This window comes from Pseudoalteromonas sp. SIMBA_162 (assembly GCF_046535955.1).
Lineage (GTDB): Bacteria > Pseudomonadota > Gammaproteobacteria > Enterobacterales > Alteromonadaceae > Pseudoalteromonas > Pseudoalteromonas marina.
The window spans coordinates 137,193-163,191 of record NZ_JAWJBQ010000004.1; the positions used below are offsets into that span (position 1 = coordinate 137,193).

The window sequence follows — 25,999 nt, forward strand, 5'->3', positions numbered from 1 at the left end:
AAACTCAAGTCACTTTAAAGCACTTAATAATGCGTTAAGGTCACTTGAGTTATCAGCAGGGCTTACCTTACGGGAGCTATATGACACTGGAGTTACACTTTAATAAACATAACATGACAAAACTATATCATTAAAATTCAACAGCTTAATTACCAAGGCAATAAAAAAGCCGACTCAATTATTATTGAGCCGGCTTGCGTAGTGCGATTATGAAATTGATATTACAAGCACCAACGAAGTAGTGACTTGTTGTTTTAAAATTTAAAGCAGAGCGGTTCTTAACGTTTCAGCATGTACTTTTTCACGTTTGACATACTTAATCCATTGCTTAGCCAAACGCTGTGATTTTTTGTGTTTTTCAGCTTGTTCAAACGCTAAAATAGACGCATCGAAATTTTGCAAATTGTACTGCGCCATACCCAGTGCAACAAAGGCATTTGACTCAAAATCAAGTCCCCCTTTATCAAGCGCTTTACGCGCTGAATCCGCAGCATCTTCATAGTGCTCTGTATTAACATACACCTCAGCTAAACGCTGATCGTATTGCCCATGATCTGATAAATCGGCGGCTTTAACAAAATACTCTATCGATTTTTCATCTTCTTTTGCTTGGATCATCGCCTCGGCTACAAACGCATAGTTTTTAGCTGTTTTTTCGGCAATGCCATTATCTATTGCTTTACTCATAACTTCTGCCGCTTTAAAAGCAAGTCCATTGTATAAGTAAACTTGAGCAAGTTGGCGTAAGTCGGCTCTTGATGTTAAAAACCCTTGCTGATAGGCAGCTTCAATAACAGCTAATTGCTTCTTCTCTTGCCCTGTTTCACCATACATACCCGAAAGCTGTACCCAGTATTCTGGTTTATCATAAAGCTTAACCATGCGTTCAAGCACTTCAACCACTTTGTTAGTTTGATTTAGTGAATAAAACATAGCGCGCTGTAATACAAGCCAGTTTTCTTTTGGGGTTTTACCTTCGTCATCACTTAATGAAATAACTTTAGTGATGTAGTCTAGGCCTTGCTTATAGTCTTTTAACTGGTAATACGTTTGTGCACGAAGTAAGTAATACCCTTCAGGTATTGGCTGAGTGTTAATCTCATCCCAGTTATCCAAAAAGGCAATGACTTTATCGTAATCGCTGTTTGCCATTGCAAGCTGCGCTAAACTAAAAGTGGTGCTTAAACGCAATGTTTCAGGGATCCCTTCTTCTGCCACAACGCGTTCAAATGAAGCTATCGCTTTTGGTAAGTCATTTTGATTGTAGTAAATGAACCCGTAAAAATTATGCATCATGGCTATTTCGTACGAGTTCATACTTGAAGAACGTTCATTAATGCTATCGAGCGCTTCAAGTCCAGCTTTTACATCGCCATCGTCTGCCAATTTTTGTGCGCGAGCCAGTTGGCTGTATACTTTTTCACGAAGCGCAGGAACGCGTTTTGTTTTTTGCTCCTGCGCCGCTTGAGCACTTGCAATTGATACGCCAGGTAACAACGTTAGTGCACTGGGTGTAACAATACTGAACCCTATCGCAGTGGTACAAAGTAGTGTTACTTTTAAAAGTTTAGTTTTGGTTAATAATTTCATAATCGCCTCACGGTCTTATCTAGTTAGCTACTATCCGCCAATTTGAAAAGATATTTTGTTCTGAACACCCGCTACTTCAACAGCTTCACCGTTGACAACACGCGGTTTATATTTAAATTTAAGAGCAGCGTCCATTGCAGCCCGATCAAATAACGACTCTGGCTCTGCTTTTAATACTTGCGGATCGCGAACGGTACCTTGCTTTGTCACTGTAAATTCAACAATCACATACCCTTCAATACCGCGCGATAGCGCTCGACGCGGATAAACTGGTGCAACTTTTACAATGGGTAAATATTCGCCATCGCTCGTTTCCAGTGCTAATCCACCCGCCAGGTTCACTTCGGCGTCAACATTAGCACCAAAGTCAAAGTTGTTAGCGTTGGCATTAGCATCACTACTTTGCATTTGTGGCGACTCCAATGGTGGTGGCGGCTCTTTTGGCGTAGGTGGCTTTTGTGGTTTACGCTCTTTCTTTTGAACACTTTCTTCTTTTTTCAAACGAACAAAATCAAGTACATTGCCTTTAGCTGGTTCGCTCATTGCCCCTTCACCGCCGGTTATAAGTGCTTGCATGCCCAAAAACAGCATAAACGTGACTACACCGGCAACAATTAATGCTACTAAATAACGCATTACTTACCCTTACGCTTCTTGAGCCGCAATTGACACATCAAACACACCTGCAGCGCGTGCGGCATCCATTACTTTAATTAACGTATCGGTGGTTGCTTTTTTATCGGCTTGAATTACAACGCTACCTTGTGGGTTTTCAGCTTTTAAGCGTTCAATATTCGCCTGCACTGCGCGAACATCTATTTGGCGTTTGTTAATCCAAATTTCACCCTTATCTGAAATAGCAACTAAGATATTGGCTCTTTCTTTTTTAACCGCAGTTGCGGCTTCTGGGCGGTTTACGTCAATGCCTGCTTCTTTAACAAATGAAGCTGTTACAATAAAGAAGATAAGCATAATAAATACAACATCTAGCATGGGTGTCATGTTTATTTCTTCAGCTTCATCTTCTTGCATTAAATTACCTAAAGGCGCTCTCATTTTTATTCTCCTGATATGAGCGGGTATGTTTAGCCGCTCATAAAACTTATTTAGTGATCTAGCAACATGCTATCTTCAAGTAGTTCTACTTCACGTTTGGCTTTACGTTGTAAGTACGTTGAGGCAAATACACCAGATAATGCCCCTACCATACCCGCCATTGTCGGGATTGTGGCTTTGGATACACCTGACGCCATTGAACGCGCACTCCCGGTGCCTGTTATAGCCATTACATCAAACACTTCAATCATGCCCGTTACTGTGCCAAGCAACCCAAGTAGTGGACACAAAGCCACCATGACATTGATAAGCGGAAGGTTTGCATTTAAACGCATACTTGCTCGCGAAATCATAGCTTGGCGTATTTGCTCAGCATTCCAACTATTGCGTTCGTTACGGGTTGACCATGTTCCTTTAATGCTATTTTTGTATCCGCGAAACCCGTTGAAAAAGTATATAAATCGCTCGAGTATCAATAACCACATCGCGAAGATTAACACCCCAATGACCAAGAGGACTTGGCCACCGGTGTCGAGAAAATCACGGATAGCATTGATTGAGTCAATCAATAGCACCATGGTTTATTCTCCCTTCTCGCTTCGCTCAGCAATGATACCTGCGCTTTGCTCTTGTAAAATAAGCAGTAAGCCTTTTGAACGCGTGTTTAGTAATGTGTATATAAATACTGTTGGGATTGCCACAACTAAGCCAAGTACGGTCGTAACTAGTGCCTGAGAAATACCACCAGCCATTAATTTAGGGTCGCCAGTACCAAATAATGTGATTGCTTGGAACGTGTTGATCATACCGGTCACCGTACCTAGCAAGCCAAGTAATGGGGCAACAACAGAGATGATTTTTATAAGCGTTAAGTTACGTGTGATTTTTGGCATTTCACGTAAAATTGCTTCACTTAATTTAAGCTCTAACGTGTCGTAAGCAACATGTGGGTAGTCGTCTTTTACTTTCATTACACGACCTAGCGGATTGTCGTCACGCGCTACTGAATCTTTTAATTGGCGACGAATTTTTCCACCAACAAGTAACAATGAAATAAAGCGCTCAATTGCAATTAATAAAGCAAGCAAACCAACACCTAAAATGACATAACCAACCGCACCACCTTGATGAACTTGCTCTGATGTATCTGGTGCTTGAACAAGTAAACCTAAAATAGAGCCTCCTGTTGGGTCTAATGCAAACTGTACAACACCACTTTTAGCATCTTGTAAGTCAGCAGCTGTAGCGGTATAACGAGACACTGGTTGGCGAGTAAGCGCGCTCAGCGTGTTTGTTCCTGGGTTATATTCTAAGTATTGACCCTGTGAAATTAAGTTAAAGGCACCAACACGAACAACTTCTTGCTCTGCTTTATTTCCACCTTCAACAATAACTGAAGTATTAAAGCGACTGACTTTACCTTGCTCAGTCATTTCACGTTGCAGCTCGTACCACACCTTTTCAATATCTTCTATTGAAGCAAGCTTAGACGTTGAACCCATTTTTTGAGCTAACTCGTCCATAAAGTCACTACGGCCCGGTAATTCTGCTGATACAACCGAAGTAGCAAACTTATTGCTAGAGTCCCCAGCGACTTGCTGTAATACCCCAAATAACTCTTTAAGTGATCCCATTCGCTTAGATAAGGTATCGGTTAAGTTAGCGAGTTTAACTTCGTTTTCTTCAAATTGTGTTTCAAGGCGCTCTGATTCAACAAGCATTTGGTTACGCTTTGCAGTTGTATCATTTAACATTTGAACTTGCTGGTTTTGGCGAGAAGTAAACTCCTGCTCTCGTTGTTTATTTTGCGCACTTTGAACGGTCTTGCCGTTTTCTAATGTTTTTAATAATGAATCAAGATCCATTGTTTCTGCCGCAGTGCTAACGCCTGCAAAACCGAGGCTTGTAACAAACAATGCCATTTTTGTCATTTGAGTAAACAATTTCATTTTTAACCTCTTATTCTGCTGCGTGTACTGGCAGAGTTAGCATATCTGGGGCAAGTTGCTTGCGCGCAATACGTAAACCTTTATTGATTTGACTAATTGTTGAATCTGATAATGTTTCAAATGTTTTAGTCTCTGTGTTGTAGCTACCAGCTTGCTTACCATCACGTGTTAGGTAAATCAGCTCTAATCGGCCAATGCGTAAAAAGTCAACTTCACGCTCTTTACCGTTTACATCTAACAATGCGGTGTAAGCTTCAATAGTGCGCCCGTAATCTACCTCTACTTGGTAAGCTTCTAACACACGACGAAATTTTTCACTCGAGGTGATATCAGCGCGGTCCATCATGGCTTTCAGTGATACTAAACGCTTAGCGCGCTCGTCTTGCAAAAAGGGAATGTCTAACGATACAAACTGCTCAAGACCTGTGATCATTCGCATCATAAGTGGTGTAATTTGGCGCTCAATAATAGAAACCTGATCCATTGATAGGTTAAGCGATTCCATTTCTTCAATTTGATTATTAAGCTGTTTATTTAACTGCGCGTTATAAACAGCTAAACCGTCAATCTCTTTATTGAGCGTTTTAAATTGCTGTAAACGTCCTTGCATTGAATCTGCAATCTTGTCTATTTTTGTTTGTGATTGCGCAGCTGATTTATTAATTTCGCTGCTTTTATCAATAACCTTATCTAAATCGTTAGCGTGTACTGCTGCACTTGCGGCCACAATACCAGCTAAGATTAATGGTTTAACGCCTTTCATCGCATACACCTTTACTCGTTAATTAGCGGATTTGCTAGGTTGTATTTCAAGCCAATAAACAGAGCTTTAGTGGCTTGAATAATTCAATGAAGGGAAGTTTATAGATAAAAGATGACAAGGATGTTGCGCAAAAAAGTCGCTTTTATGACAGCTGTCATAATTAGGACTTATAGCAGAGTAAAGACGGTCGAGGCGTTAAAATTAACGCTGCCTAATCAATAATATTTAAAATTTGGCTGTAAGTACTTTGCCAATCAGTGTAATTAACGCCAATAGGATAGTAGCTGTTGTTATGAATAAGTACCAAGGAAGGAAAGCCATTAATAGGCAACGCATTAACAAATGCCAACTCGTCACTCAATTCATTATTTAATGATGAACTGACTAATTCATTTGCAAATCCCTCTTTATCTAGACCAATGCCTTGAGCGAGCGCTACTAAGGTGGCTTCATCAGAAGGGTTTTGCGCATTTAAATAGTAAGCATGTTGGATTGCTTCTATCATTTGCGCTTCTTTATTGGTTTTACGCGCGATCAGAGCTGCTCTACAAGCCGGGTAAGTAGAACGTCGAGGTTCGCAATTACGCCAAAAGTCATGATTAAACTGGGTACCTAACTGCTTTTGTATTTTGTGCCACGTATCTTCAAGCATTTCTTTCATTGCTTTTGGCATAGGCTGCTGACTATCGGCAGCTAAGCCGCCCACTTTATATTCAACAATAATTTTATGCTCAAGTTGTTCTTTTAATTTTAGCCACGTAGGTGCATAGCCCCAACACCAACTACACATTGGATCGTGTATATAAATTAACTTACTTTGAAACATAACAACTCCTACATAAAAGCTGAAACAACTTTATTTCGACCCGTTTCCTTTGCTTTATAAAGGCATCGATCGGCTTGTTTTAAAGCATCATTGTAATCTGATAGTTTATTTACTTGTGCTACACCTATGCTACAGGTAAGTGCTACGTTTTTACTTTCAACATTCAAAAGTGTTGTATTGGCGACACTTTCTCTAAAGTTGTTAGCAATGTGCTCTGCAATTTGAATAGTCGCTTTTGGGAGAATAACCACAAACTCTTCACCACCATAACGCGCTTTTATTGAATCGCTACTGAAGTGTGACTCCAGCATTTTAGTAAATTCTATTAGGACAGTATCACCACTATCATGACCATAGTTATCGTTTATAGACTTAAAATGGTCGAGGTCTAATAATAAAATACTAAATGGTAAATACTCATCTGGGCAGTCACTTACTAAGTTAAAAAAGTGAGATGTGACAAAACGTCTGTTTGCAGCGCCAGTTAGCTGGTCGGTATACGCGTCCTTTTTTTGCGATAAAGTAATTTCAGCAATAGACGCATGACTTTTTTGCCTAAAAAATTCGCCAATAAATGAAAAAACAAACACTAAACCAAAAGATGCCATAAAACGCGATTTTTCTACATCGCCATAATCTACCTGACCGATGTTAGGGCCATACAATAGCCCTAAACAACAGACTAATAAAAACCCACTAAGCCATAACCCTAATTTAACACCGAGAGTAGCAAAGGTGACAACTGGGTAAAACATGAGCCAATACAGCGCCGTGTTCTCTTTACCACCTGTGTAAATAAGCGCAATACACATAATGAATATGATAGACATGGTTGTTAAAGACACAACCTCTAATTTACCTGTTTTAAAAAAGTAAACGGTACAGGCAATAATCGTCATATTAGCAACGAGCAAAGCTACACTTAAAATAGGTGAATACACATCATAATTAGATAGAAGTAAAAAACCCAATACAACAATAGCAAAGGCTATCATAGTAAATAACGAAAATGCTTGACGCTGCCTGTCTGAGTTATAAACACTGTCTATATTAATCAAGTTGCGCCAACTCGATTTATTTAAGTTTTCATCATCCATATCTATACTCTAAACTTTTTAACCATTTGTTCTAAATCACCGAATTGTTGCCTCAGTTTTGTACATTCGTTTAGAGTATTATTTAGGTTGGTTTTACTTTGAATAGACAGTTCGCTGATAGTTTGTATATCTGCATCTAATGATTTAACAACTTGATTTTGTTCTTCTGTAGCGCCCGCAACGGCATGGTTAGCAGCACTTATTTGTTTTATATCCTCTATTACTTGCTGCATTAATTCTCCAACTGCATCAGCTTCTGATACGCTTTTTTCACTGCCTTGCAAACTTGTTTTCATTAACTCTACAGCCAAAGTTGACCCTTTTTGCAATTCTATGACTGTTTCTTCTATCTCTTGCGTTGATTCTTTGGTGCGATGAGCTAATTGTCGAACTTCATCTGCCACTACTGCAAAACCACGTCCGGCTTCACCTGCACGAGCTGCTTCAATAGCCGCATTCAATGCAAGTAAGTTGGTTTGTTCACTCACGCCTTTAATCACTTCTAAAACATTACCAATGCTTTCTGTATGTGCATTTAAGCTATTAATAGTTTGTTGAGCCTGCACTATATTTGCAGATAGCTCATGGATCCCAGCAACATTATTGCTTAATATTTCCTGGTTTTGTGTAGAGTGCTTATTAGCATCTTTTGCAAGTGTTGATGCGTCAGACGCACTATTGAATATATCTGATGTCATCCCTGTAAATTGATTAATTGCAGCTGCAACGCTATCAGTACGCATACTTTGATCGTCATACATCGCAAGTGAAGAATGTGTTTGTGATAGCAGACTGGCTATTACGCCATCAAGAAGTATTGTTGTATTTTTAACTTGTTCGATTGATGATTGAATTTTTTCGATAAACACATTGAATGAATGACTTAGCTCACCAAACTCATCGTCATTTTCTATCTCTAAACGGCGTGTTAAATCACCTTCCCCTTGTGAAATATCTTTTATAGCGTCATTTAACCGATTCATTGGACGCATTAAATAACGAAGTAAAAATTGCATTAAAATTACAATGACGATTGTACCCACAATTAAGTAAATAAATGCCGTTTCACCAAAACTAGATACACTCGCAAATGCTTTTTGTTGATCAATAACAACCCCTAAATACCAATTTACATTTTCAATACCACGTATTTTATTAAACGAAACTAATTTAGTTTCGTCGGCTATTTGATATTCAACAAACTCGCTACTAAGTAATGGTTTGGTGCCAAATAACTCAGCGATATTTTTTAGGTTAACATTGCTTTGTGGGTGACTTAATATTTGGCCGCTGTCATCGAGTAAAAAACCATAACCCAGCCCTAAAAAATCAATATTATTAATAATTTCTGTCACAGTTTGCATATCAATATCAGCACCAGCAACACCAACAAAACGGTCATTTTGGTTTATAGGCACAACAGCAGATATAGTTAACTCGTTAGTTGTTACATCAATATAGGGAGTAGTAAAGGCAGTATTGGTTTTGTTTTCGACTAGCTTATACCAAGGACGTGACGTTGCATCAAAATCTGGCGGTAAAACGATGCTTTGATCATTTAAAATAAAATTACCGTTAGATTGGCCAATATAAGTGTTTTTAAAACTACCTGCTAACCCTGCTGTGTTTAATTGTAGTAATGTAAGCGTATTTGGATCTGATGGTTGGTGGGTTTTAGCAAACGCGCTAACAATGGCCAACTTTGCATTTAACCAGCTAGCTATATTTTGGGAAACAGATTCTGAGTTTTGTTGCAACACGAGAGCAAGCTGATTTTGTGTTTGGTTTTTTAAGGTAAAGTAGTTATTTACAGTGAATAACCCTAATACCAAAACGAGTACAACAGACGCTGCTATTGTGACTTTTGTCGTAAACTTGAATGCCCCAAACATAAATGCCCTTTAATTTATTTTTAGCATTCTAGTTTTAGCAAATATTGGGAGGATTGTCTTAGCTATTTTCGGTTTTTCAGAAAATAGCAGCTAAAAACAATGAAAAAGAATTAGATAAACTTAGTTACAAATTTTAAGTAATTAATTTTACATAAATAATGTTCAATAGATAACACAATTTGGAATGTTCCACGTAAAAAGAAAATAATAATGACTGAATACGTATTCAGCCATTATTGTTCAATACATTTTTTACCATTTTTTAGCTAAACGAACAGCATTTAAACCATACCAAGCTATAAATACGTAACATACCATAGGCACGAAAAAGCTATCTTGAATATTTACGGTATCGGCAATATACCCTTGTAATAAAGGCACTAATGCACCACCTACAATCGCTAAACATAGCCAACCAGAGCCTTTACTTGTTAACGGGCCTAATTTTTCAATCGCAACAGAAAATATAGTTGGAAACATAATTGAATTAAACAACCCGATTGCCAATACTGAATACAAAGCGACATCACCTTGTGTAAAAATAGTGATTAATAACAACGCAATAACACTGATAGCATTAAAGGCAATTGCTTTAGAAGGCGCAATTTTTTGTAACAACGCAGAGCCTACAAAACGCCCAACCATTGCTCCGCCCCAATAATAACTAATAAGTGCCGCGGCAGCATGCTCTTCAAGCCCAGCAATGTGTGCTTCACCAAAGTAATTAACTAAAAAGCTACCTATAGCTACTTCACCGCCTACATAACAAAATATTGCTACAACCCCCATAGTAAGGTGAGGCGCTTGCATTAAAGAGCGAGTTTCAGTATCGGTACTGTCTTCCTTATGGGCTTCAATTTCAGGTAACTTTATAAATGCAAACACAATGGCAATTAATAAAAGTGCTGCAGCCAACATTAAATAAGGCACTTTTACTGATTCTGCCGATGCAGCAGACGCAGCCAATGTACCAGCAGTACCGAAAAAGAGAATGCCTCCTACATACGGTCCTACTGTAGTACCCAAGGCATTAAGCGCTTGTGCTAAGTTTAATCGTGAAGAGGCGGTTTTATCTGGGCCAAGAGCCGCAACGTATGGATTAGCTGATACTTGCAATACGGTTATACCAGCAGCAAGCACGAACAATGCGCCTAAAAACAACCAATACTCATGCACTACTACCGCAGGGTAAAAAAGCATACAACCAATCGAAGCAATAATAAGGCCCGTTAAAATACCTTTTTTATAGCCAAGCTGTTTAACTAAAATACCAGCGGGGATAGATACAATGAAATAGGCACCAAAAAAGCAAAACTGCACTAGCATTGCCTCAAAGTAGCTAAGATCAAATACGCCTTTTAATCGTGGAATCAATACATCATTTAATACTGTAATAAAACCCCATAAAAAAAACAGGGTTGTCATTGCAGTTAGGGGAAACAGATAATTTTTGTTGTTCTGTTTATTAACGCCATAATCGTGATGTGTGTTCAGTGTGCTCATTTTTATTTTCACTCCATTAACAAGTTAAACTGATTCTACATTGTTAATAAGTTGTTTGGGCACAAGGTGATTAGAACGTTCCAAATTATCATGCTTATTCAAACTGCACATTCTTCTGAAACAGTATTGATTAAACGCTCAGTCTCACCGCTATTATAAAATATATATAAGGCTTGATTTATGTCATCTAGCACTTCAAGCCAGTTAGGAGTTAGCTTACTTATAGCAAAATACAATGAGTTATAATGTAGTGGTTTACCATCTTGCTCAACTGCATTAAGCAGTTTTATTTTTTCATTTTGGTTAAGCTCAGAAAACGTAACTGAATGGGTTAACACCGAAGGATCACCTATAATAAGATCGACCCGCTTGGCAAAAAGTAATTGCATTAACTGCAAATCGTTTACCGCACTAATAACTTTAAACTCTTCATTATCCATCATGGCATCAAATTCAGGCGTGTTTTGATATCCTCTTACAACACCTATTGTTGAGCCTTTTAATGAGTTTAGATTACCTGTAAAAATACCAGGTGCGTTTTTTCGCTTTAGAAATACAATATTTCCACCTTGAAACGAATTTGAAATACCAAGCAGCTCTCTTCGCATTTTATTTTTAACATAGTCTGAAGGCGCAGTGTCTTCAATAAAGTACTCAGGCATTAAAATATCGGCTTTTCCAAGTTCCACATTACGCACAGCTCTTGCCCAAGGTAAAAATTCTAAATAAACGCTGTAACCCTGACTATTAAGAACAGCAACGGCAAAATGATAGACCCACCCTTTGTTACATAAGTCGTTACTTATATAAGGCGGCCAATCTAAGGTAACAATATGTAATGTGCGTTTACTATTTGGGGCGCTATATAAAAGCCCCGATTTATAACGCTGCCCTTCTACAGTTTTAAGGCTATTTTTATGAATGAAGGTTACGCTTTGACTCGCGAAACTAAAACAACTAATAAAGGACAACAAAAAGACTACAATGCGCATAATAAAGCTATCGTCAAACTAATAGTCAGTTAAGTGTAGGCGTTATTTACACTTTTGAAGGAGAAATAAATCTAGAGAATGAAAAATTGGTAGAACGTGAAATTGAATATAGACAGTTTCTAATGCCAACTAGCAGATTTAATTGGCATTACAAAAGTTATAAAGCAGGTTTAACCCATTTCATTTTATTGTTGGTATCGCGCGAACTTATTATTGTGTCATCACTGCTTTTAACACCACCTAATTTAGAAAGCCTATCGTAAAGTACTACATTACAGGTTGCAGCTAAGTTCATGCACCCTATAGTAGGAATGTAAACTACTTCATCACACCACTTTAGTACGTCTTTAGGAACAGAACCATCTTCTGGGCCCAAAACATAAAATGCATTTTCTGGGTGCTTAAATTCAGGGAGCGGTGTAGCACCTTCAATTAACTCAACGACAACAACGGTTGCTCCTTCAGGTTTTACTTTTTCTAGGCTATCAGTAGAGGTTAATGGAATACGTTCAACCACATTTTTAGTATCGGTATGAAATTTTTGCGCATTAAGATATCGATTACCCGTAAAATAAACCTGCTTTGCGTCGTAACACCCAGCAGCTCGTAACACACCGCCAACGTTAGTAGGGCTCTTCGGGTTTATTAAACCAATACTCGCTTTTAACTTGCTCATTAATCGCAGTCCTTTGTTGGCCACTCAGCAATGTATAGATCAAAATCATCTAATTTTACATTACTGTCTTTGACTGTTTTATCTTTTACTGAAATACCGAGATCATGCATAAGTGTTTTATCGCCGTTATTTAATAACGGGTGCCACGAAGCTAAACCACGCCCTTCATGTAAGCGGCGGTAACTGCAGCTCTGCGGCATAAAGAAAATATCTTTAAGGTTTTCTTTGGTTAGTTTTACGCAAGAAGGGACAAGTGTTTGGCGGTTTTCGTATTCGCTACACCCACAGGTATTATTATCTAAATACTGACAAACAATATTTGTGAAAATGAGCTGTTCACCTTCTCGTAGCTGATCTGTGGGGGAAAAATCGTCTTCGTCTTCACTATCTATAAACGTATTTAAACAACATTTACCACAGCCATCGCAAATGGCTTCCCATTCATTTTGGCTCATTTCGCTCAAGCTTTTTGTAAGCCAAAACTGTGTATTTGCTAACTGTTGATCAAACATAGTGTTCTCGCGCCCTTTTAAGAGCGCGCATTCTAACGTATTGCACTAAATGGCGCAAAGCGAATACCTCAATTTGATAATCACTTTGCGCTATTCATTAACGCTGCGATTGCACCCAACGCTTAATTTTTTTCTCCAAAATAGGCATGGGTAATGCGCCATCTATTAATATTTGCGTATGAAACGCCTTAATATCAAATTGGGAACCTAGCTCTTTTTTACAATAATCGCGAAGTTCTTTAATTTTAAACTCCCCTAATTTGTACGAAAGTGCTTGCCCTGGCCACGCAATATAACGCTCAACCTCTGCCACTACATCGCTTTCAGCCATTGATGAATTAGCGAGCATGTATTGTATACCTTGCTCGCGCGTCCACCCTTTTGCATGAAAACCAGTATCGAGCACTAAACGCATTGCCCGTAATTGCTCGTCAGCCAAACGCCCATACCACATATACGGATCGGTAAATAATCCAAGCTCTTTTCCTAAACTTTCTGCATACAGTGCCCACCCTTCAGCAAAAACCGTATACCCACCAAATTTACGAAAATCAGGTAAGCCGTCTATTTCTTGTTGAAGAGCGATTTGAAAATGATGACCCGGTGCCGCTTCATGAATCGAGAGTGTTTCGAGTAAAAACTTAGGTTGTGCTTTTAAATTAAAAGTATTGATATAAAAAATACCCGGACGTGAACCATCTGGTGCAGGGGCTGCATAAGAAGCACCCGCCGCAGACTGAGCACGATAAGCCTCTACTGGTTTAACAATGTAAGGCGCTTTAGGGGCCACATCAAATAACTGCGGTACTTTTGCATCAATTTTTTTCTTAACATTTTCGTACGCTTCAATAAGCTCATCAGCGGTATTAAAGTAGAACTCATCTGAATCACGCAAGTGAGTAAAAAATGTAGGCAAATCGCCGTCAAAGCCAACGGTGTGTTTTACCTTTTTCATTTCGCTCAAAATACGCGATACTTCGCTTAAACCAATATTGTGAATTTCGTCAGCAGATAAGTTAAGCGTTGTGTTTTTCTTTATTTGGTATTCGTACCAAGCTTTACCATTAGTAAAATCACTGTAGCCTACTGACACACGACTACTAGGTATATAATCGTTAATTAAAAATGTGTGCATGCTTTGATAAGCCGGCACTAATTGCTTCATGATTAAATCGCGGTATTGCGCTGTTATTTCTTGTTTTTGCTCAGCTGTAAACGAATTTGGTAAATTTTTTATAGTTCCCCAAAACAGTGAGTCTTCAGCCTTACTTACAACATGCGCACTAAATTGTGGGGCTAACTTTTTTGCAAGTGGCAAAGGTAAAACAATTTTTTGTTTTATACCTTCAGCCATAGAAAGCTCAACACTTTTAAGCCATTTGATATAGCCATCACTACGTTTTAAAAAATTATCGTAATCTTGTACTGTTTTAAAAGGTTGTGCACTTTGCCCAGAGCCAAATCCAGCAAACACATTATGTGCTCCCGACATTTGATTAATAGGCAGGAAGTAGCTTGGAAATTGCATCCCCTCGAGGTTAAGTGCAAGGTCACGTTTTAAAATCTCATAACTTAATAGCGCTTGCCCTGTTAATTGTTGTGAATCAATGTAAGCAAGGCGTTGTTGATACTTTTTATAAAAAGCCGCCTTTTTGTTACGATTTGTCGCTGAAATTTCAGGCGTGAACTGATCATTAAATTCATTTTTACCGCTATATGTTGCCCTGATTGGCGAAAATGCAAGCGACTCATTGTAGTATTGATCAACAAGCACGTCTAATTGCTGCTCGGCCGATAATTCTGAAACCACAGCATTTATAGATGATGAAACCGGTTTACTATTATTTTGTTGAGACGTTGTGCTACTACAGCCCATTAGCGCACCGATCACTGAAGAAGCGACCAGTGCTAATTTTAATAATTTCATATTAATCCTTATAAAAAACTCAGCTCGATTATGAGCTTTAAATTAAGCTAAATAAAGTAGTAACTTAGTCGTTATTTTATTGCACTTTTACTTGAGCTTGGTAAAGTCAAAACAACGTAACTTTCATATAAAAGAATTAAAAAGTGAAAAAGCACCTATTATCAGCCTCAATAGCCATATTATGTTTGAGCAGTCTACCAGCCCAGGCAGTCACCTACATTTCTGCAAAAGCCATGTTAGATGTAGAGAATGGCACACTCATTCAATCGCCATTAATTACTATTGATGATGGTGTGATCACCTCAATAGAACGTAATAAAAAGCCGAAACTAGGTAAAAATGATGAACTTATTAACCTACCACAGTTAACACTAGTCCCTGGATTGATGGACATGCATGTACACTTAACGAGTGATCCTACTGTTTCTCGAAGTGAGCGCTTGGGTCAATCAATCCCACGCATGGCAGTTAAATCGGCTTATTTTGCTAAAAAGACCCTTGAAGCAGGTTTTACTACCGTAAGAAATGTGGGCGCAGATGGTTATAGCGTTATTGCGGTGCGAGACGGTATTAATGCGGGTGACATTGTAGGCCCACGAATTTGGGCTGCAGGTCCTTCACTGGGTATAACTGGCGGGCACTGTGACAATAACCGTTTACCGCCAGAGCTAAAATATACCTCAGCAGGTGTTGCAGACGGACCATGGGCGGTTAGAACAAAAGTACGTGAAAATATAAAGTACGGTGCAAACGCTATAAAGTTTTGTGCTACAGGTGGTGTTTTTTCAAAGGGTACCAAAGTAGGTGTACAACAATATTCGCTTGAAGAAATGAAAGCCATTGTTGAAGAAGCTCACATGCGCGACCTACCAGTTGCAGCGCATGCACACGGCACAAGCGGCATAAAAACAGCCATCATTGCAGGTGTTGACAGCGTAGAACACGCAAGCTTTTTAGACGATGAAGCCATAGCCCTGGCTAAAAAACATGGCACTTGGCTTTCTATGGATATATACAACACAGAATACACATTAAGCTTTGGCGAACAAAATGGTGTAGACGAAGAAAACCTAAACAAAGAACGCCAAGTTTCTAAAAAACAAAGAGATAGCTTTAGCCGAGCTGTAAAAGCTGGTGTGAACATGGTATTTGGAACCGACGCTGCCATCTACCCACATGGTGATAATGCAAAGCAGTTTTCACGTATGGTTGAATTTGGCATGACTGAACTGCAAGCTATTCAATCAGCTACCATTAACAGCGCTAAACTGCTGAAAATGCATAACAAACTAGGGCAAATAAAAACGGGATATGCCGCCGATATTATCGCTGTTGAAGGAAACCCATTGAAAAACATTTCAACATTAGAGCAAATACCGTTTGTGATGAAAGCAGGTATTGTTTATAAAACTGAAAAATAAAATTTAAATCTAAGTTAAGGCTGGCTTTGTAGTGTTAGCCTTTACTTTTAACGTTAAAATTCATTAAATTTTAATTCTCAATCCTAAAAACACTCAAATTAAAAGCAGAGTAAAACAATGTGTTAAAGGTAAAGCTTTAATAGCATTGCTTTACCTGATCTCTATTGTCACTTTTAGTTTATTACTCTTAATTTGGGAGAGTTGTTAAAGAAAATCATATTGCAATTTGTTTTTCTTAATTGCCAAATTCGTCCCCTCCTTTATATTTGTTTGGTTTTTATTAACTAAGTCGGCCTATTTGTATAAAAAACACGCAAACAGTTGTTTTAATCTAATATTTATTGAACTTTTAGTATATTTTGCAAATAATAATCATTACCATTACCGCAAATAAATAAATGCGAATGGTTATCATAATGAAAAATTTTAAATACTCACTCCTCACCTTTGCTTGTTTAAATACACAAGCCGCTTTAGCATCAACCACTGCAGAACAAGATATTGAACACATAAGTGTTTATCAAAAACAAAATCAAGTTGTCATGAGTTCGGGTCTTGCCACAAAGTCAGATATGTCCTTAATGGAAACCCCTGCTCCTGTTGTTATTATTGATCGTGAATTAATTGAATCACAGGGCGTAGACAACCTACAAGATCTTGTCCGTAATGTGAGTGGTTTAACCCAAGCGGGTAATAATTATGGTATTGGTGATAACCTGGTTATTCGCGGTCTTGACGTCAATTACACTTATGATGGTATGTATGGGGGAGCTGGACTTGGAAACACCTTTAATCCAACTCGCTCATTAACCAATGTTGAGTCGGTTGAAGTGTTAAAAGGCCCAGCAACAGGTTTATATGGTATTGGTAGCGCTGGTGGTGTAATTAATTTAATTGAAAAAAAACCTGAATTTGAAGAAAAGCATAAAGTCGCTTTAGAGCTTGGTCAATGGGACAGCTACTCTCTTGCGTTTGACAGCACAAATGCACTTAGCGAGAACTTAGCGTATCGCGTAATGGCTAAAACAGCATCAAGCGATGGCTTTCGTGATTTAAAAGAAGAGCGTGATGAAATTTATACATCACTTAAGTATGTGTTAAACGATAAACAAGACGTTATGCTCTCTGCTGCCTATATTAAGGATTCAATTGCTGTTGACTCAATTGGCCACCCTATTCGCATATACAACGCAGAGACAGCGAATGGCTTAACTGCTGGTGAAGTAACCGCTGCAGACTTAGTAAACGATCCGACAGGCAGTGGCTTACAACTGACAAGTGAACAGCAATTACAATTAGCGAACTCTCTTTCTGCAACAGATGGTTTAACACCCTATGACTTTGGTACCAATGGGATTATTTCACCAATGGCAGATGATAATGAAGGTGAAGAATTACGATTTAAGCTTACGCATAATTACTTTATCACTGATGACTTATTCTTAAACCAGCAACTACAGTACCGTAATTACACATCAAGCTTTGCTCGTCAAACAGGGGCTTTTAATTACGTGTACTCAACTCGCAGTGGCGTTATTAATCAAGACCCTCGTGCTCCTTTAGTTGAAAATGATGTACTTTATCCATTTGCAGCTAGGCGCCAAGAGTATCGCCAAGTAGAAGCAGATGAAAAATCATGGCAGTACTTTTTAGATTTAAGATACGACTTTGAGATAGGCGATATTGATAACGAACTCTTAGTTAATGCAAATTATGAAGACCGTCATATTGGTTTCAAACAATACTCTATTTATGACAGCGATAAAGTAATTTACGACACTGATGGTAATGTGCTTTATCAAGGTGCTTTACCCTATATCTATGACATGAGGCAACCAAATTGGCCAATCGGTGGCTTTGACGATTACGACCCGCTAAAAACGAGTGATTATAATAAAAAGGTTCAAGCATGGGGAATGGGCGTTCAGCATGTAGGTTATATTAATGACACACTGACTACACGCATAGGAGTCGCCTATAACCGTATTAAGCAGAGCTACGAACATAATGGTGTAGATGAACGTTACAGTTCAAGCCGTGCAGAGCCAACCCCTGAGGCAAACACATCTGATTCAGGTTTAACCTATAATTTAGGTGCTACTTATCAGCCTACTGAAGATTTTTCTGTGTTTGTTAATCACTCTAAAGGCCGAACCGCATACAGTGTATTAGGCTCTGTTGCTGGTAACGAAGCAGATAGAGAAGACTCAGAATCAATAAGTAATGACTTAGGCTTTAGGTATAAAGCATTTGACGACCAGCTACTAGCTACTTTAGTTGTGTTTGAAAGCGCTCGTACAAATCTTGAATACAGTAACCCACTGTATGAAGCTGATGTGTCTGGCCCTGATATAGTAGAAAGCTACTTTGATGGCGAAGAGCAAACCAAAGGCGTTGAGCTTGATTTAAATGCGTATTTAAATGAGCAGTGGAAAATAAATGTTAACGCCGTATATCAAGACGCGCGTGATAAATCTAACCCCAATAGTAGCGCTTACGACACTCGTCAAAAAGGGGTGCCTTATGTAACTGCAAGCACATGGGTTACTTACTATGCAAACATATTTAATTTACCCGAGTCCGTTAATATTAGCGGGGGTATTACTTACGTTGATAACAGAAGTACTAACTCAAGTTCATTTAGTATTCCTGATGGCTATGTACCTGGCTACACTGTGTACGATGCTGCAATTTCGTATACAACTAAACAGTGGAACATGCAGCTTAATTTAAACAACCTATTTAACAAACAGTATTATTCTAAAGCGATGTTTTTAGGCGGTATGCCTGGTGAAGAGCGTAATGCAAAATTAAGTTTTAGTTACACACTTTAGTGATTAAAATTTATGGGTGCTTGTATTTACAAGCGCCCTTAATATTTAAAAACTATGCATAAAATGGCTTAAATTGTATTTAAGCTAAACTAAGATTATTTTAGTGCGCTTAATGCCTTGCTATCGCAAATCAACATGCTAGCATTTAATTTCTGAAATTACTGAAAGTTAATGATATGACTTTATCTGAAAAGAATTTTACCTTTGTGATGCATTGTGGCGAAATGGGCAGCCGTTGGGGCTTTAACCGCACAATAGGCCAAATGTGTGGTTTACTAATCATTACTAAAAACCCGATGACAGCGAATGAAATTGCCGACTCACTAAGTATCTCTCGTGGTAATGTGAGTATGGGCATAAAAGAGCTGCAATCTTGGCAATTAATTAAAGTTCAGCACATTCCGGGTGATCGTAAAGAGTATTATGCGCCTGCAGGCGATATTTGGGATATGGCTAATCGAGTATTTGAAGAGCGAAAAAAACGTGAAATCGATCCAACGCTCAGCCTTTTGCGAGATAACTTACTCGACGAAGCGAATAACGAAGAAGAAGTGTATGCCCAAAAGCAAATGGAAGAAATTCACAACCTACTTGAAACGGTCACTAAATGGTCGTCTGAGTTACAGCGTTTAACTCCCGAGCAGCTCAACAAACTTATGAAACTGGGATCAGGAATTGGCAAGGTCATCGATTTAAAAGACAAAATTTTTAAAAAAGAATAAAGCCGCATTTTGCGGCTTTATTTTTTATTGAACTATATTTTTGGGTATCCGATTCTATCAGACAAATAACCCACACTCGTTGCAAAGTAATAAGAGCGGTTCCAATGCATTAACACTTTGTAATTATCATAGGCCAAAAACATACGGCCGTTGATATCATCGGGCATAACCAGTGCTGCTCGTACATCAACGTTAGGCAACGCAGTACCGTCTGCTCTTCTCACCCCTAAAGCCTGCCACTCATCGAGTGAACGCTCAGAATCATTCCAATACTCAAGCCATTGTTTACGTGTTTTAGTACCACGAACTAAAATATATTTATTGTCAAAGTTATCAGGAAGCATAACTTGACGACCCCAAGTTAATGAGTCGTTCCACCCTTCTTGCTTTAAATAATTAGCAATTGAAGCAAACGCATCTTCTTTTGTAGTCCAAATATCTTTGCGACCATCATTGTTATAATCAATTGCATAAGCATTAAAAGACGTTGGCATAAATTGAGTTTGCCCCATAGCCCCAGCCCAAGAACCTTTAAACTTATCTAAGGTAATATGACCCGATTTTAAAATGTCTAAAGCCGCCCACAACTGACGTTTATAAAGTGCTTCACGGCGGCCATCAAAGGCAAGTGTCACTAATGATGAAATAACATTGTGACCGCCTTGAATAGTACCAAAGTTACTTTCAAGACCCCATAAAGCGACTATAAAGCGTGCTTGTACGCCAAACTCTTTAGCTACTTGCTCAAGAATATCTTTGTTCTCAGCATAAAGTTTACGAGCACGGTCAATTTTCCATTGTGGTACACGTTTTGGTAAATAGGTCTCGAGTGTTTCTTTCACTTCAGGCTGGTTTTTATCAGCTGATACCACTTTTTCTTTATACGTCGCGGTCGCAAATGCACTATCAATTAACGACTTCTCGTAGCCTTTTGCGATTGCTTCTTCTTTTAGGTTTACTAAGTAATCTTTAAATTCGGCTTGTGTTTTGGCAACAACTGACGAACTCAAGCATAAACCACATAATACAACTGCCAGTTTTTTAATCACGATCGGCTCCATTTTGTTTTCTTAGTTCAGTAAGCAAATTATCTTCCGGTGGTGGAAGTTGTAAATAGTATCCTTGATCGGTTAATGCACCCTTAACGGTTTCCAAATCCGCACCACCTAGGTGCTCACGTTTAGCTAAGTTGATGAGCATCACATATTGAGGTTTGCCAAACATAGCCATTAGAGGTTCTGGAACTTTGCTAAAATCATCTCTTTTTTCAACAAATAAGAAGGTATCCGTCTTTTTCTTACTTTTATATACCGCAGTTAACATTATGACCCTATAAATTCTTGCACAACAATGCTGCACACTATACCATGAGAGTAATAATAAGTTAGAAAATTTAGATTAGAAATTTTGATTAAGGCCTTATTCAGCCTGTGTTTATCTAATTATAATTTCTTATCATACAATTCAATTGAGCGTGTATGTCGGACCAAATTTTTGAGTTAAAAGGGAATCTTTTTACGTTATCAGTTTTACATCTTTATAGTGCTGATATAAACCTTTTAGCAGAACAATTGTACGTAAAAATAGCCCAAGCTCCTCGTTTTTTTGAAGGAGCCCCTATTGTTGTCAATTTAGAAGAAGTAAAAAGCAGTTCTTTAGACTTTGTTCATTTAAAGTCACTTATCGAACGAATGAGCTTCAACGCAGTGGGTGTATGCAATGGCTCTGATGGGCAGCATGCAAATGCCAAAAAAGCTGGCTTTTCAGTATTAAATTATTCGCAAGACGTAAAAGCAGAGCCCGTTGAAAAGCAACCAAACACGTCAATTGTCGAAAAAAATATTATACTTCCAGCACAAATAATTAACGGTACTGTACGCTCGGGTCAACAGGTGTATGCAAAAGACCGCGACCTTATTGTATTAGGCGCTGTTAGTCATGGTGCAGAAGTAATAGCAGATGGCAACGTACATATTTACGGAACCCTTCGTGGTCGCGCAATAGCGGGCGCAAAAGGATTAGAAAATGCACATATATTTTGCCAAAAGCTAGAAGCAGAACTTGTTTCCATAAATGGCAACTACTGGATCAGTGACTCTCTACAAGGTGAGTTTTGGGGCAGTGCAGTGCAAATACAACAAAAAAATGAATCATTAGAAATTTCAGCTTTGGTTAAAGGATAAATCTCATGGCAAAAGTAATTGTCGTTACCTCGGGTAAAGGTGGTGTTGGTAAAACAACATCAAGTGCCGCAATAGGCACAGGCTTAGCATTAAAAGGCTATAAAACGGTTATTATCGATTTTGACATCGGTTTACGTAACCTTGATTTAATTATGGGGTGCGAGCGCCGCGTTGTTTATGACTTCGTAAACGTCATAAACGGTGAAGCAAACCTAAACCAAGCACTTATCAAAGACAAACGTGTTGAAAAGCTATTTTTACTGCCAGCATCGCAAACGCGTGATAAAGATGCACTAACTCGTGATGGTGTAGAACGCGTTTTAAACGAGCTAAAAGAAGACTTTGATTATATTGTATGTGATTCACCAGCAGGAATTGAAGCGGGTGCGATGATGGCAATGTATTTTGCTGATGAAGCGATTGTAACCACCAATCCAGAAGTGTCATCTGTACGAGATTCTGACCGTATTTTAGGTATTTTGCATAGCAAATCTAAACGCGCTGAAGAAGGCCTTGAAAATATCAAAGAACACCTATTATTAACACGCTACAACCCTGAGCGTGTTGCTAAAGGTGAAATGCTTTCGGTAGAAGACGTACAAGACATATTAGCTATCGATTTGTTAGGTGTTATTCCTGAGTCACAAGCAGTATTGAGTGCATCAAATTCAGGTCAACCGGTAATATTGGATGGCGAATCAGATGCTGGTCAAGCATATGCCGATGCCATAAACCGCTTACTTGGTGAAACCGTCGATTTTCGCTTCTTAGATGTAGAGAAAAAAGGCATTTTTAAACGGATTTTTGGAGGCTAATGTGTCGTTACTTGACTATTTCCGCTCAGAAAAGAAAAACAGTGCGTCTCTTGCAAAAGAGCGATTGCAAATCATTGTCGCACACGAACGTTCTCAGCGTGGAACACCTGAATACCTACCACAATTAAAACAAGATATTTTGGATGTAATTCGAAAATATGTGAACGTTAATAGTGATGCAGTGCAGGTACAATTTGATCAGAATGAAGACGACTTAGCTGTATTAGAGCTAAACGTAACTTTACCTGACGAAGAAAAGAAATAATTGAAGAATGGGCGCGTTAAGCGCCCTCTTTATAACTAACAACTACTAAAATATTAACCTTTTAGGTATCCCACTCTTTTAAAGCTTCTTTAATAAAGCTATAACGCCAAGAGCTCAATAAATCTGGCTTTATATGTGTCTTTTTTTGCTCTGCCGTCAACTTCCAATTCCAGCTGATTAATTGATTAACTTGTTTTTTAGATGCTAAAACGTCCTCAGGAATATTATTAGCTTTAGCAACTTTCGTTATTTTTTGCTTAATATCTTTTGCCGTTTGTTTATAATTAGGAAAATCGATTAAACGCTTCAACACTTGCGGGTGCTCGTCAACAGCAATTGCTTTAGCTTTTTCTATACACTTTAAAATCTCAACCCCTGAGCGATTAACTTCAATCGATTCTACACCCGGTATTTGACGCAATGAATTTAAACTAGATGGCCCTCGCTTAGCGATTTCGGTCATGTTATGTTCTTTCAACACAAAATTGAGAGCAAGGTTTTTACGTATTGCTTTATTACGGCGCCATATGGCTAGCTCTTTTAATACAGCTAATTCATGTGGTCTTAACTGCCAAGCATTTTTAATATCTTTATAGAGCAATTCATCCGGTGTTTGAAAAGCTCGCTTATTAGCAATTAATTCGCTCTCATGCAGCACAATCTCAAACAAGTCAGCTTCGTTGATGCGATCGATAATTAATTCAAAGCACGGTAATAAATGAAATGTATCAGCGGCAGCATAATCAAGTTGCTTAGTAGTTAGCGGTCGTTGTAGCCAATTGGTACGTGATTCGCTTTTATCTATTTCAATACCTAGGAGTGTTTTAACCATAAGGGCAAACCCCATACAGTTTCCTTCACCAAGCAATTGCAAAGCAAATTGAGTATCAAACAATGGTGCAGGAACAAACCCAGCATATTTTTGAAATACTTCAATGTCTTCAGATGGTGAATGAAGCACTTTTAAAACTGCGGGGTCTTTTAAAACCTGCCAAAAATCAAATAACGAGAGCTCAGCTAAAGGATCGATAAGTGCTAAATGCTCACCGTCAAAAACCTGAATGAGTGCAACTTCTGGATACAAAGTGCGACGACGCATAAACTCGGTATCAATAGCTAATATAGGCTTATTTTGGATCTGCTCAACAAAGGTATTAAGCTGAACTTGTGTTTGAATTAATTGATATTGCACTTAGTCTCCTACAATAAAAAAGCCGGCTAATGCCGGCTTTTTTATAGTTTTCTAATCTTTCAAGGCTCGTCTGAGTATTTTACCTACGTTTGTTTTAGGTAACTCATCCCTAAACTCAACGAGTTTTGGAACCTTGTAATTAGTTAAATTATCACGACAATGGTTTATTATATCTTTTTCAGTTAAAGAAGGGTCTTTTTTAACAACAAAAACTTTAACTTGTTCACCGCTGACATCATGAGGAATACCAACAGCCGCCACTTCAAGCACACCGTCGTGCATTGCAACAACTTCTTCAATCTCATTTGGGAAAACGTTAAAGCCAGATACTATGATCATGTCTTTTTTACGATCTACTATATAGAAGAAGCCTTCATCGTCATATGTAGCAATGTCACCTGTTGCAAACCAACCGTCTTGTAAACATTCGGCTGTGGCATCTGGGCGCTTGTAATAGCCAAGCATAACCTGAGGGCCTTTAACGCATAATTCGCCAGGCTCACCTTTAGCTGCCTCTTCACCATTCTCAAGCATTAGCTTAATGTCAGTATTTGGTGCAGGTAAACCAATAGAACCGTTATAAGACTCTAAGTCGTAAGGGCTAATTGTAACAAGTGGAGCACATTCAGTAAGGCCGTAGCCTTCCATCAGTTTTGACCCCGTCACTTTTTGCCACTTTTCAGCAACAGGACGTTGAACCGCCATACCACCACCTAACGACATTTTTAGGTGGCTAAAATCAAGTTCATCAAAACCTGGTGTGTTTAGTAAACCATTAAATAATGTGTTAACACCGGTGATTGCTGTAAATTTAGTTTGGCTTAATTCTTTTACAAAACCCGGCATATCACGCGGATTAGTAATCAATAAGTTTAAACCACCATATTTCATGAACGTTAAGCAGTTAGCCGTAAGTGCAAAGATATGGTAAAGCGGCAGTGCCGTTACAACCACTTCTGTTCCACGGTTTAGTACCTTATCTAAACAACCAGACACCTGCTCAAGGTTACCCACCATATTACCATGGCTCAACATAGCACCTTTAGATACACCGGTCGTACCGCCTGTGTATTGTAAAAATGCTAGGTCAGATAAATTTAATTCAGGGCGTGTGTAAGCATTTTCGTCAGCGTTTAACAAATCTGAAAATTTAATCGTGTTTGGTAAGTTGTATTTAGGCACCATTTTTTTAACGTGCTTAACAACAAAGTTAACAATGTGCTTTTTAAGGCCACCCACCATGTCACCAACTTGTGTAACCACGATGTGTTTAACGTCTGTTTTACCTAAAGCCTTTTCAAGAGTATCTGCAAAGTTTGCAAGAATGAAAATGGCGCTTGTGTCTGAATCTTTTAACTGATGTTCGAGCTCACGTACAGTGTATAAAGGGTTAACGTTAACTACCACACACCCTGCTCGTAAAATACCTAAAATAGAAATAGGTGTTTGTAATAAGTTAGGCATCATTACGGCAACTTTGTCGCCTTTTTTGAGTCCCAAATCATTTTGAATATACGAGGCAATTTTTTTAGTTGCTGTGTCTATTTCTTCATACGACAACGTTTTACCCATGTTTGTGAATGCAGGTAAATCTTTGTAATCAGAAAAACTTTTTTCGAACACTTCGAGTAACGAGTTGTAATGCTCAGGATCGATTGTTTCAGGCATACCTTCTGGGTAGCGCTTAAGCCAGATTTTTTCCACTCTTAGCCCCTGTTTATAGTTATATTTTTATTAACCTTAATCTAAGTAAGGCACTTTAACAATTGAGCAAATACTCTAAT

At 38.5% G+C, this 25,999-nt stretch carries 24 protein-coding genes; 6 read left to right on the plus strand and 18 right to left on the minus strand.

The window, feature by feature from the left end; translation table 11 throughout:
* Nucleotides 1–261 precede the first annotated feature (261 nt).
* The 14 genes from R0J88_RS04535 to R0J88_RS04600 form a co-directional block, all read right to left on the minus strand.
* On the minus strand, nucleotides 262–1,590 hold the full coding sequence (locus R0J88_RS04535) for a tetratricopeptide repeat protein (RefSeq protein ID WP_203987583.1): 1,329 nt from the start codon (nucleotides 1,588–1,590) through the stop codon (nucleotides 262–264).
* A 30-nt stretch (nucleotides 1,591–1,620) separates the two neighbouring features.
* A complete protein-coding gene (locus tag R0J88_RS04540; RefSeq protein WP_410899226.1) occupies nucleotides 1,621–2,226 on the minus strand; it encodes an energy transducer TonB in 606 nt (201 codons plus the stop codon).
* Nucleotides 2,227–2,235: 9 nt separating this feature from the next.
* The gene (locus R0J88_RS04545; protein WP_006793481.1) at nucleotides 2,236–2,646 is read right to left on the minus strand and encodes an ExbD/TolR family protein; all 411 of its coding nucleotides are present in this window, start codon (nucleotides 2,644–2,646) and stop codon (nucleotides 2,236–2,238) included.
* 50 nt (nucleotides 2,647–2,696) lie between these two features.
* On the minus strand, nucleotides 2,697–3,224 hold the full coding sequence (locus tag R0J88_RS04550) for a MotA/TolQ/ExbB proton channel family protein (protein ID WP_006793480.1): 528 nt from the start codon (nucleotides 3,222–3,224) through the stop codon (nucleotides 2,697–2,699).
* A gap of 3 nt (nucleotides 3,225–3,227) precedes the next feature.
* On the minus strand, nucleotides 3,228–4,595 hold the full coding sequence (locus tag R0J88_RS04555; protein WP_006793479.1) for a MotA/TolQ/ExbB proton channel family protein: 1,368 nt from the start codon (nucleotides 4,593–4,595) through the stop codon (nucleotides 3,228–3,230).
* A 10-nt stretch (nucleotides 4,596–4,605) separates the two neighbouring features.
* Entirely contained in the window at nucleotides 4,606–5,358 is a 753-nt protein-coding gene (locus R0J88_RS04560; RefSeq protein WP_410899227.1) for a DUF3450 domain-containing protein, read from the minus strand.
* Nucleotides 5,359–5,569: 211 nt separating this feature from the next.
* On the minus strand, nucleotides 5,570–6,184 hold the full coding sequence (locus tag R0J88_RS04565) for a DsbA family protein (RefSeq protein WP_410899228.1): 615 nt from the start codon (nucleotides 6,182–6,184) through the stop codon (nucleotides 5,570–5,572).
* Nucleotides 6,185–6,192: 8 nt separating this feature from the next.
* On the minus strand, nucleotides 6,193–7,281 hold the full coding sequence (locus tag R0J88_RS04570; protein WP_410899229.1) for a diguanylate cyclase: 1,089 nt from the start codon (nucleotides 7,279–7,281) through the stop codon (nucleotides 6,193–6,195).
* A 2-nt stretch (nucleotides 7,282–7,283) separates the two neighbouring features.
* Nucleotides 7,284–9,173 carry a methyl-accepting chemotaxis protein gene (locus R0J88_RS04575; protein WP_410899230.1) on the minus strand — a complete coding sequence of 630 codons (1,890 nt, stop codon included), beginning with the start codon at nucleotides 9,171–9,173 and terminating at the stop codon, nucleotides 7,284–7,286.
* Nucleotides 9,174–9,425: 252 nt separating this feature from the next.
* On the minus strand, nucleotides 9,426–10,676 hold the full coding sequence (locus R0J88_RS04580; RefSeq protein WP_410899231.1) for a sugar MFS transporter: 1,251 nt from the start codon (nucleotides 10,674–10,676) through the stop codon (nucleotides 9,426–9,428).
* A 98-nt stretch (nucleotides 10,677–10,774) separates the two neighbouring features.
* Nucleotides 10,775–11,668 (minus strand): substrate-binding periplasmic protein, encoded by an 894-nt coding sequence (locus tag R0J88_RS04585; protein WP_410899232.1) that lies wholly within the window; start codon nucleotides 11,666–11,668, stop codon nucleotides 10,775–10,777.
* 157 nt (nucleotides 11,669–11,825) lie between these two features.
* On the minus strand, nucleotides 11,826–12,344 hold the full coding sequence (locus R0J88_RS04590) for an RNA methyltransferase (protein ID WP_006793471.1): 519 nt from the start codon (nucleotides 12,342–12,344) through the stop codon (nucleotides 11,826–11,828).
* Nucleotides 12,344–12,856, minus strand: a complete 513-nt coding sequence (locus R0J88_RS04595) for a YcgN family cysteine cluster protein (protein ID WP_006793470.1) — start codon at nucleotides 12,854–12,856, stop codon at nucleotides 12,344–12,346. The genes R0J88_RS04590 and R0J88_RS04595 overlap by 1 nt, the downstream gene beginning before the upstream one ends.
* 97 nt (nucleotides 12,857–12,953) lie before the next feature.
* Nucleotides 12,954–14,783, minus strand: a complete 1,830-nt coding sequence (locus tag R0J88_RS04600) for a DUF885 domain-containing protein (RefSeq protein WP_410899233.1) — start codon at nucleotides 14,781–14,783, stop codon at nucleotides 12,954–12,956.
* Nucleotides 14,784–14,926: 143 nt separating this feature from the next.
* On the opposite strand from R0J88_RS04600, the gene R0J88_RS04605 reads away from it, so the two are divergent.
* The 3 genes from R0J88_RS04605 (at nucleotide 14,927) to R0J88_RS04615 (ending at nucleotide 19,760) form a co-directional block, all read left to right on the plus strand.
* The gene (locus R0J88_RS04605) at nucleotides 14,927–16,204 is read left to right on the plus strand and encodes an amidohydrolase family protein (protein WP_410899234.1); all 1,278 of its coding nucleotides are present in this window, start codon (nucleotides 14,927–14,929) and stop codon (nucleotides 16,202–16,204) included.
* 416 nt (nucleotides 16,205–16,620) lie between these two features.
* Nucleotides 16,621–19,038, plus strand: coding sequence for a TonB-dependent receptor (locus R0J88_RS04610; RefSeq protein ID WP_410899235.1), 2,418 nt, complete (start codon nucleotides 16,621–16,623; stop codon nucleotides 19,036–19,038).
* A 176-nt stretch (nucleotides 19,039–19,214) separates the two neighbouring features.
* On the plus strand, nucleotides 19,215–19,760 hold the full coding sequence (locus R0J88_RS04615) for a GbsR/MarR family transcriptional regulator (protein WP_010556194.1): 546 nt from the start codon (nucleotides 19,215–19,217) through the stop codon (nucleotides 19,758–19,760).
* Between the two features lie 32 nt (nucleotides 19,761–19,792).
* On the opposite strand, the gene R0J88_RS04620 is transcribed toward R0J88_RS04615, so the two are convergent.
* On the minus strand, nucleotides 19,793–20,809 hold the full coding sequence (locus R0J88_RS04620; RefSeq protein ID WP_410899237.1) for a lytic transglycosylase domain-containing protein: 1,017 nt from the start codon (nucleotides 20,807–20,809) through the stop codon (nucleotides 19,793–19,795).
* Nucleotides 20,802–21,083: a YcgL domain-containing protein gene (locus tag R0J88_RS04625; protein WP_006793464.1), complete on the minus strand. Its 282-nt coding sequence runs from the start codon at nucleotides 21,081–21,083 to the stop codon at nucleotides 20,802–20,804. Before R0J88_RS04625 ends, R0J88_RS04620 begins: the two co-directional genes overlap by 8 nt.
* A gap of 155 nt (nucleotides 21,084–21,238) precedes the next feature.
* Here R0J88_RS04625 and minC point away from each other — a divergent pair, with 155 nt between their 5' ends.
* Genes minC through minE form a run of 3 tightly spaced genes read left to right on the plus strand, consistent with a single transcriptional unit; the run spans nucleotide 21,239 to nucleotide 23,023 of the window.
* On the plus strand, nucleotides 21,239–21,943 hold the full coding sequence (gene minC, locus R0J88_RS04630; protein WP_010556195.1) for a septum site-determining protein MinC: 705 nt from the start codon (nucleotides 21,239–21,241) through the stop codon (nucleotides 21,941–21,943).
* Nucleotides 21,944–21,948: 5 nt separating this feature from the next.
* A complete protein-coding gene (minD, locus tag R0J88_RS04635; RefSeq protein WP_006793462.1) occupies nucleotides 21,949–22,758 on the plus strand; it encodes a septum site-determining protein MinD in 810 nt (269 codons plus the stop codon).
* A 1-nt stretch (nucleotide 22,759) separates the two neighbouring features.
* Nucleotides 22,760–23,023, plus strand: a complete 264-nt coding sequence (gene minE, locus R0J88_RS04640) for a cell division topological specificity factor MinE (RefSeq protein ID WP_006793461.1) — start codon at nucleotides 22,760–22,762, stop codon at nucleotides 23,021–23,023.
* Nucleotides 23,024–23,084: 61 nt separating this feature from the next.
* On the opposite strand, the gene rnd is transcribed toward minE, so the two are convergent.
* Together rnd and fadD are read right to left on the minus strand one after the other, a co-directional pair.
* Nucleotides 23,085–24,215: a ribonuclease D gene (gene rnd, locus R0J88_RS04645; protein ID WP_410899238.1), complete on the minus strand. Its 1,131-nt coding sequence runs from the start codon at nucleotides 24,213–24,215 to the stop codon at nucleotides 23,085–23,087.
* A gap of 51 nt (nucleotides 24,216–24,266) precedes the next feature.
* Nucleotides 24,267–25,919, minus strand: coding sequence for a long-chain-fatty-acid--CoA ligase FadD (gene fadD, locus R0J88_RS04650; protein ID WP_410899239.1), 1,653 nt, complete (start codon nucleotides 25,917–25,919; stop codon nucleotides 24,267–24,269).
* Nucleotides 25,920–25,999: the final 80 nt, after the last annotated feature.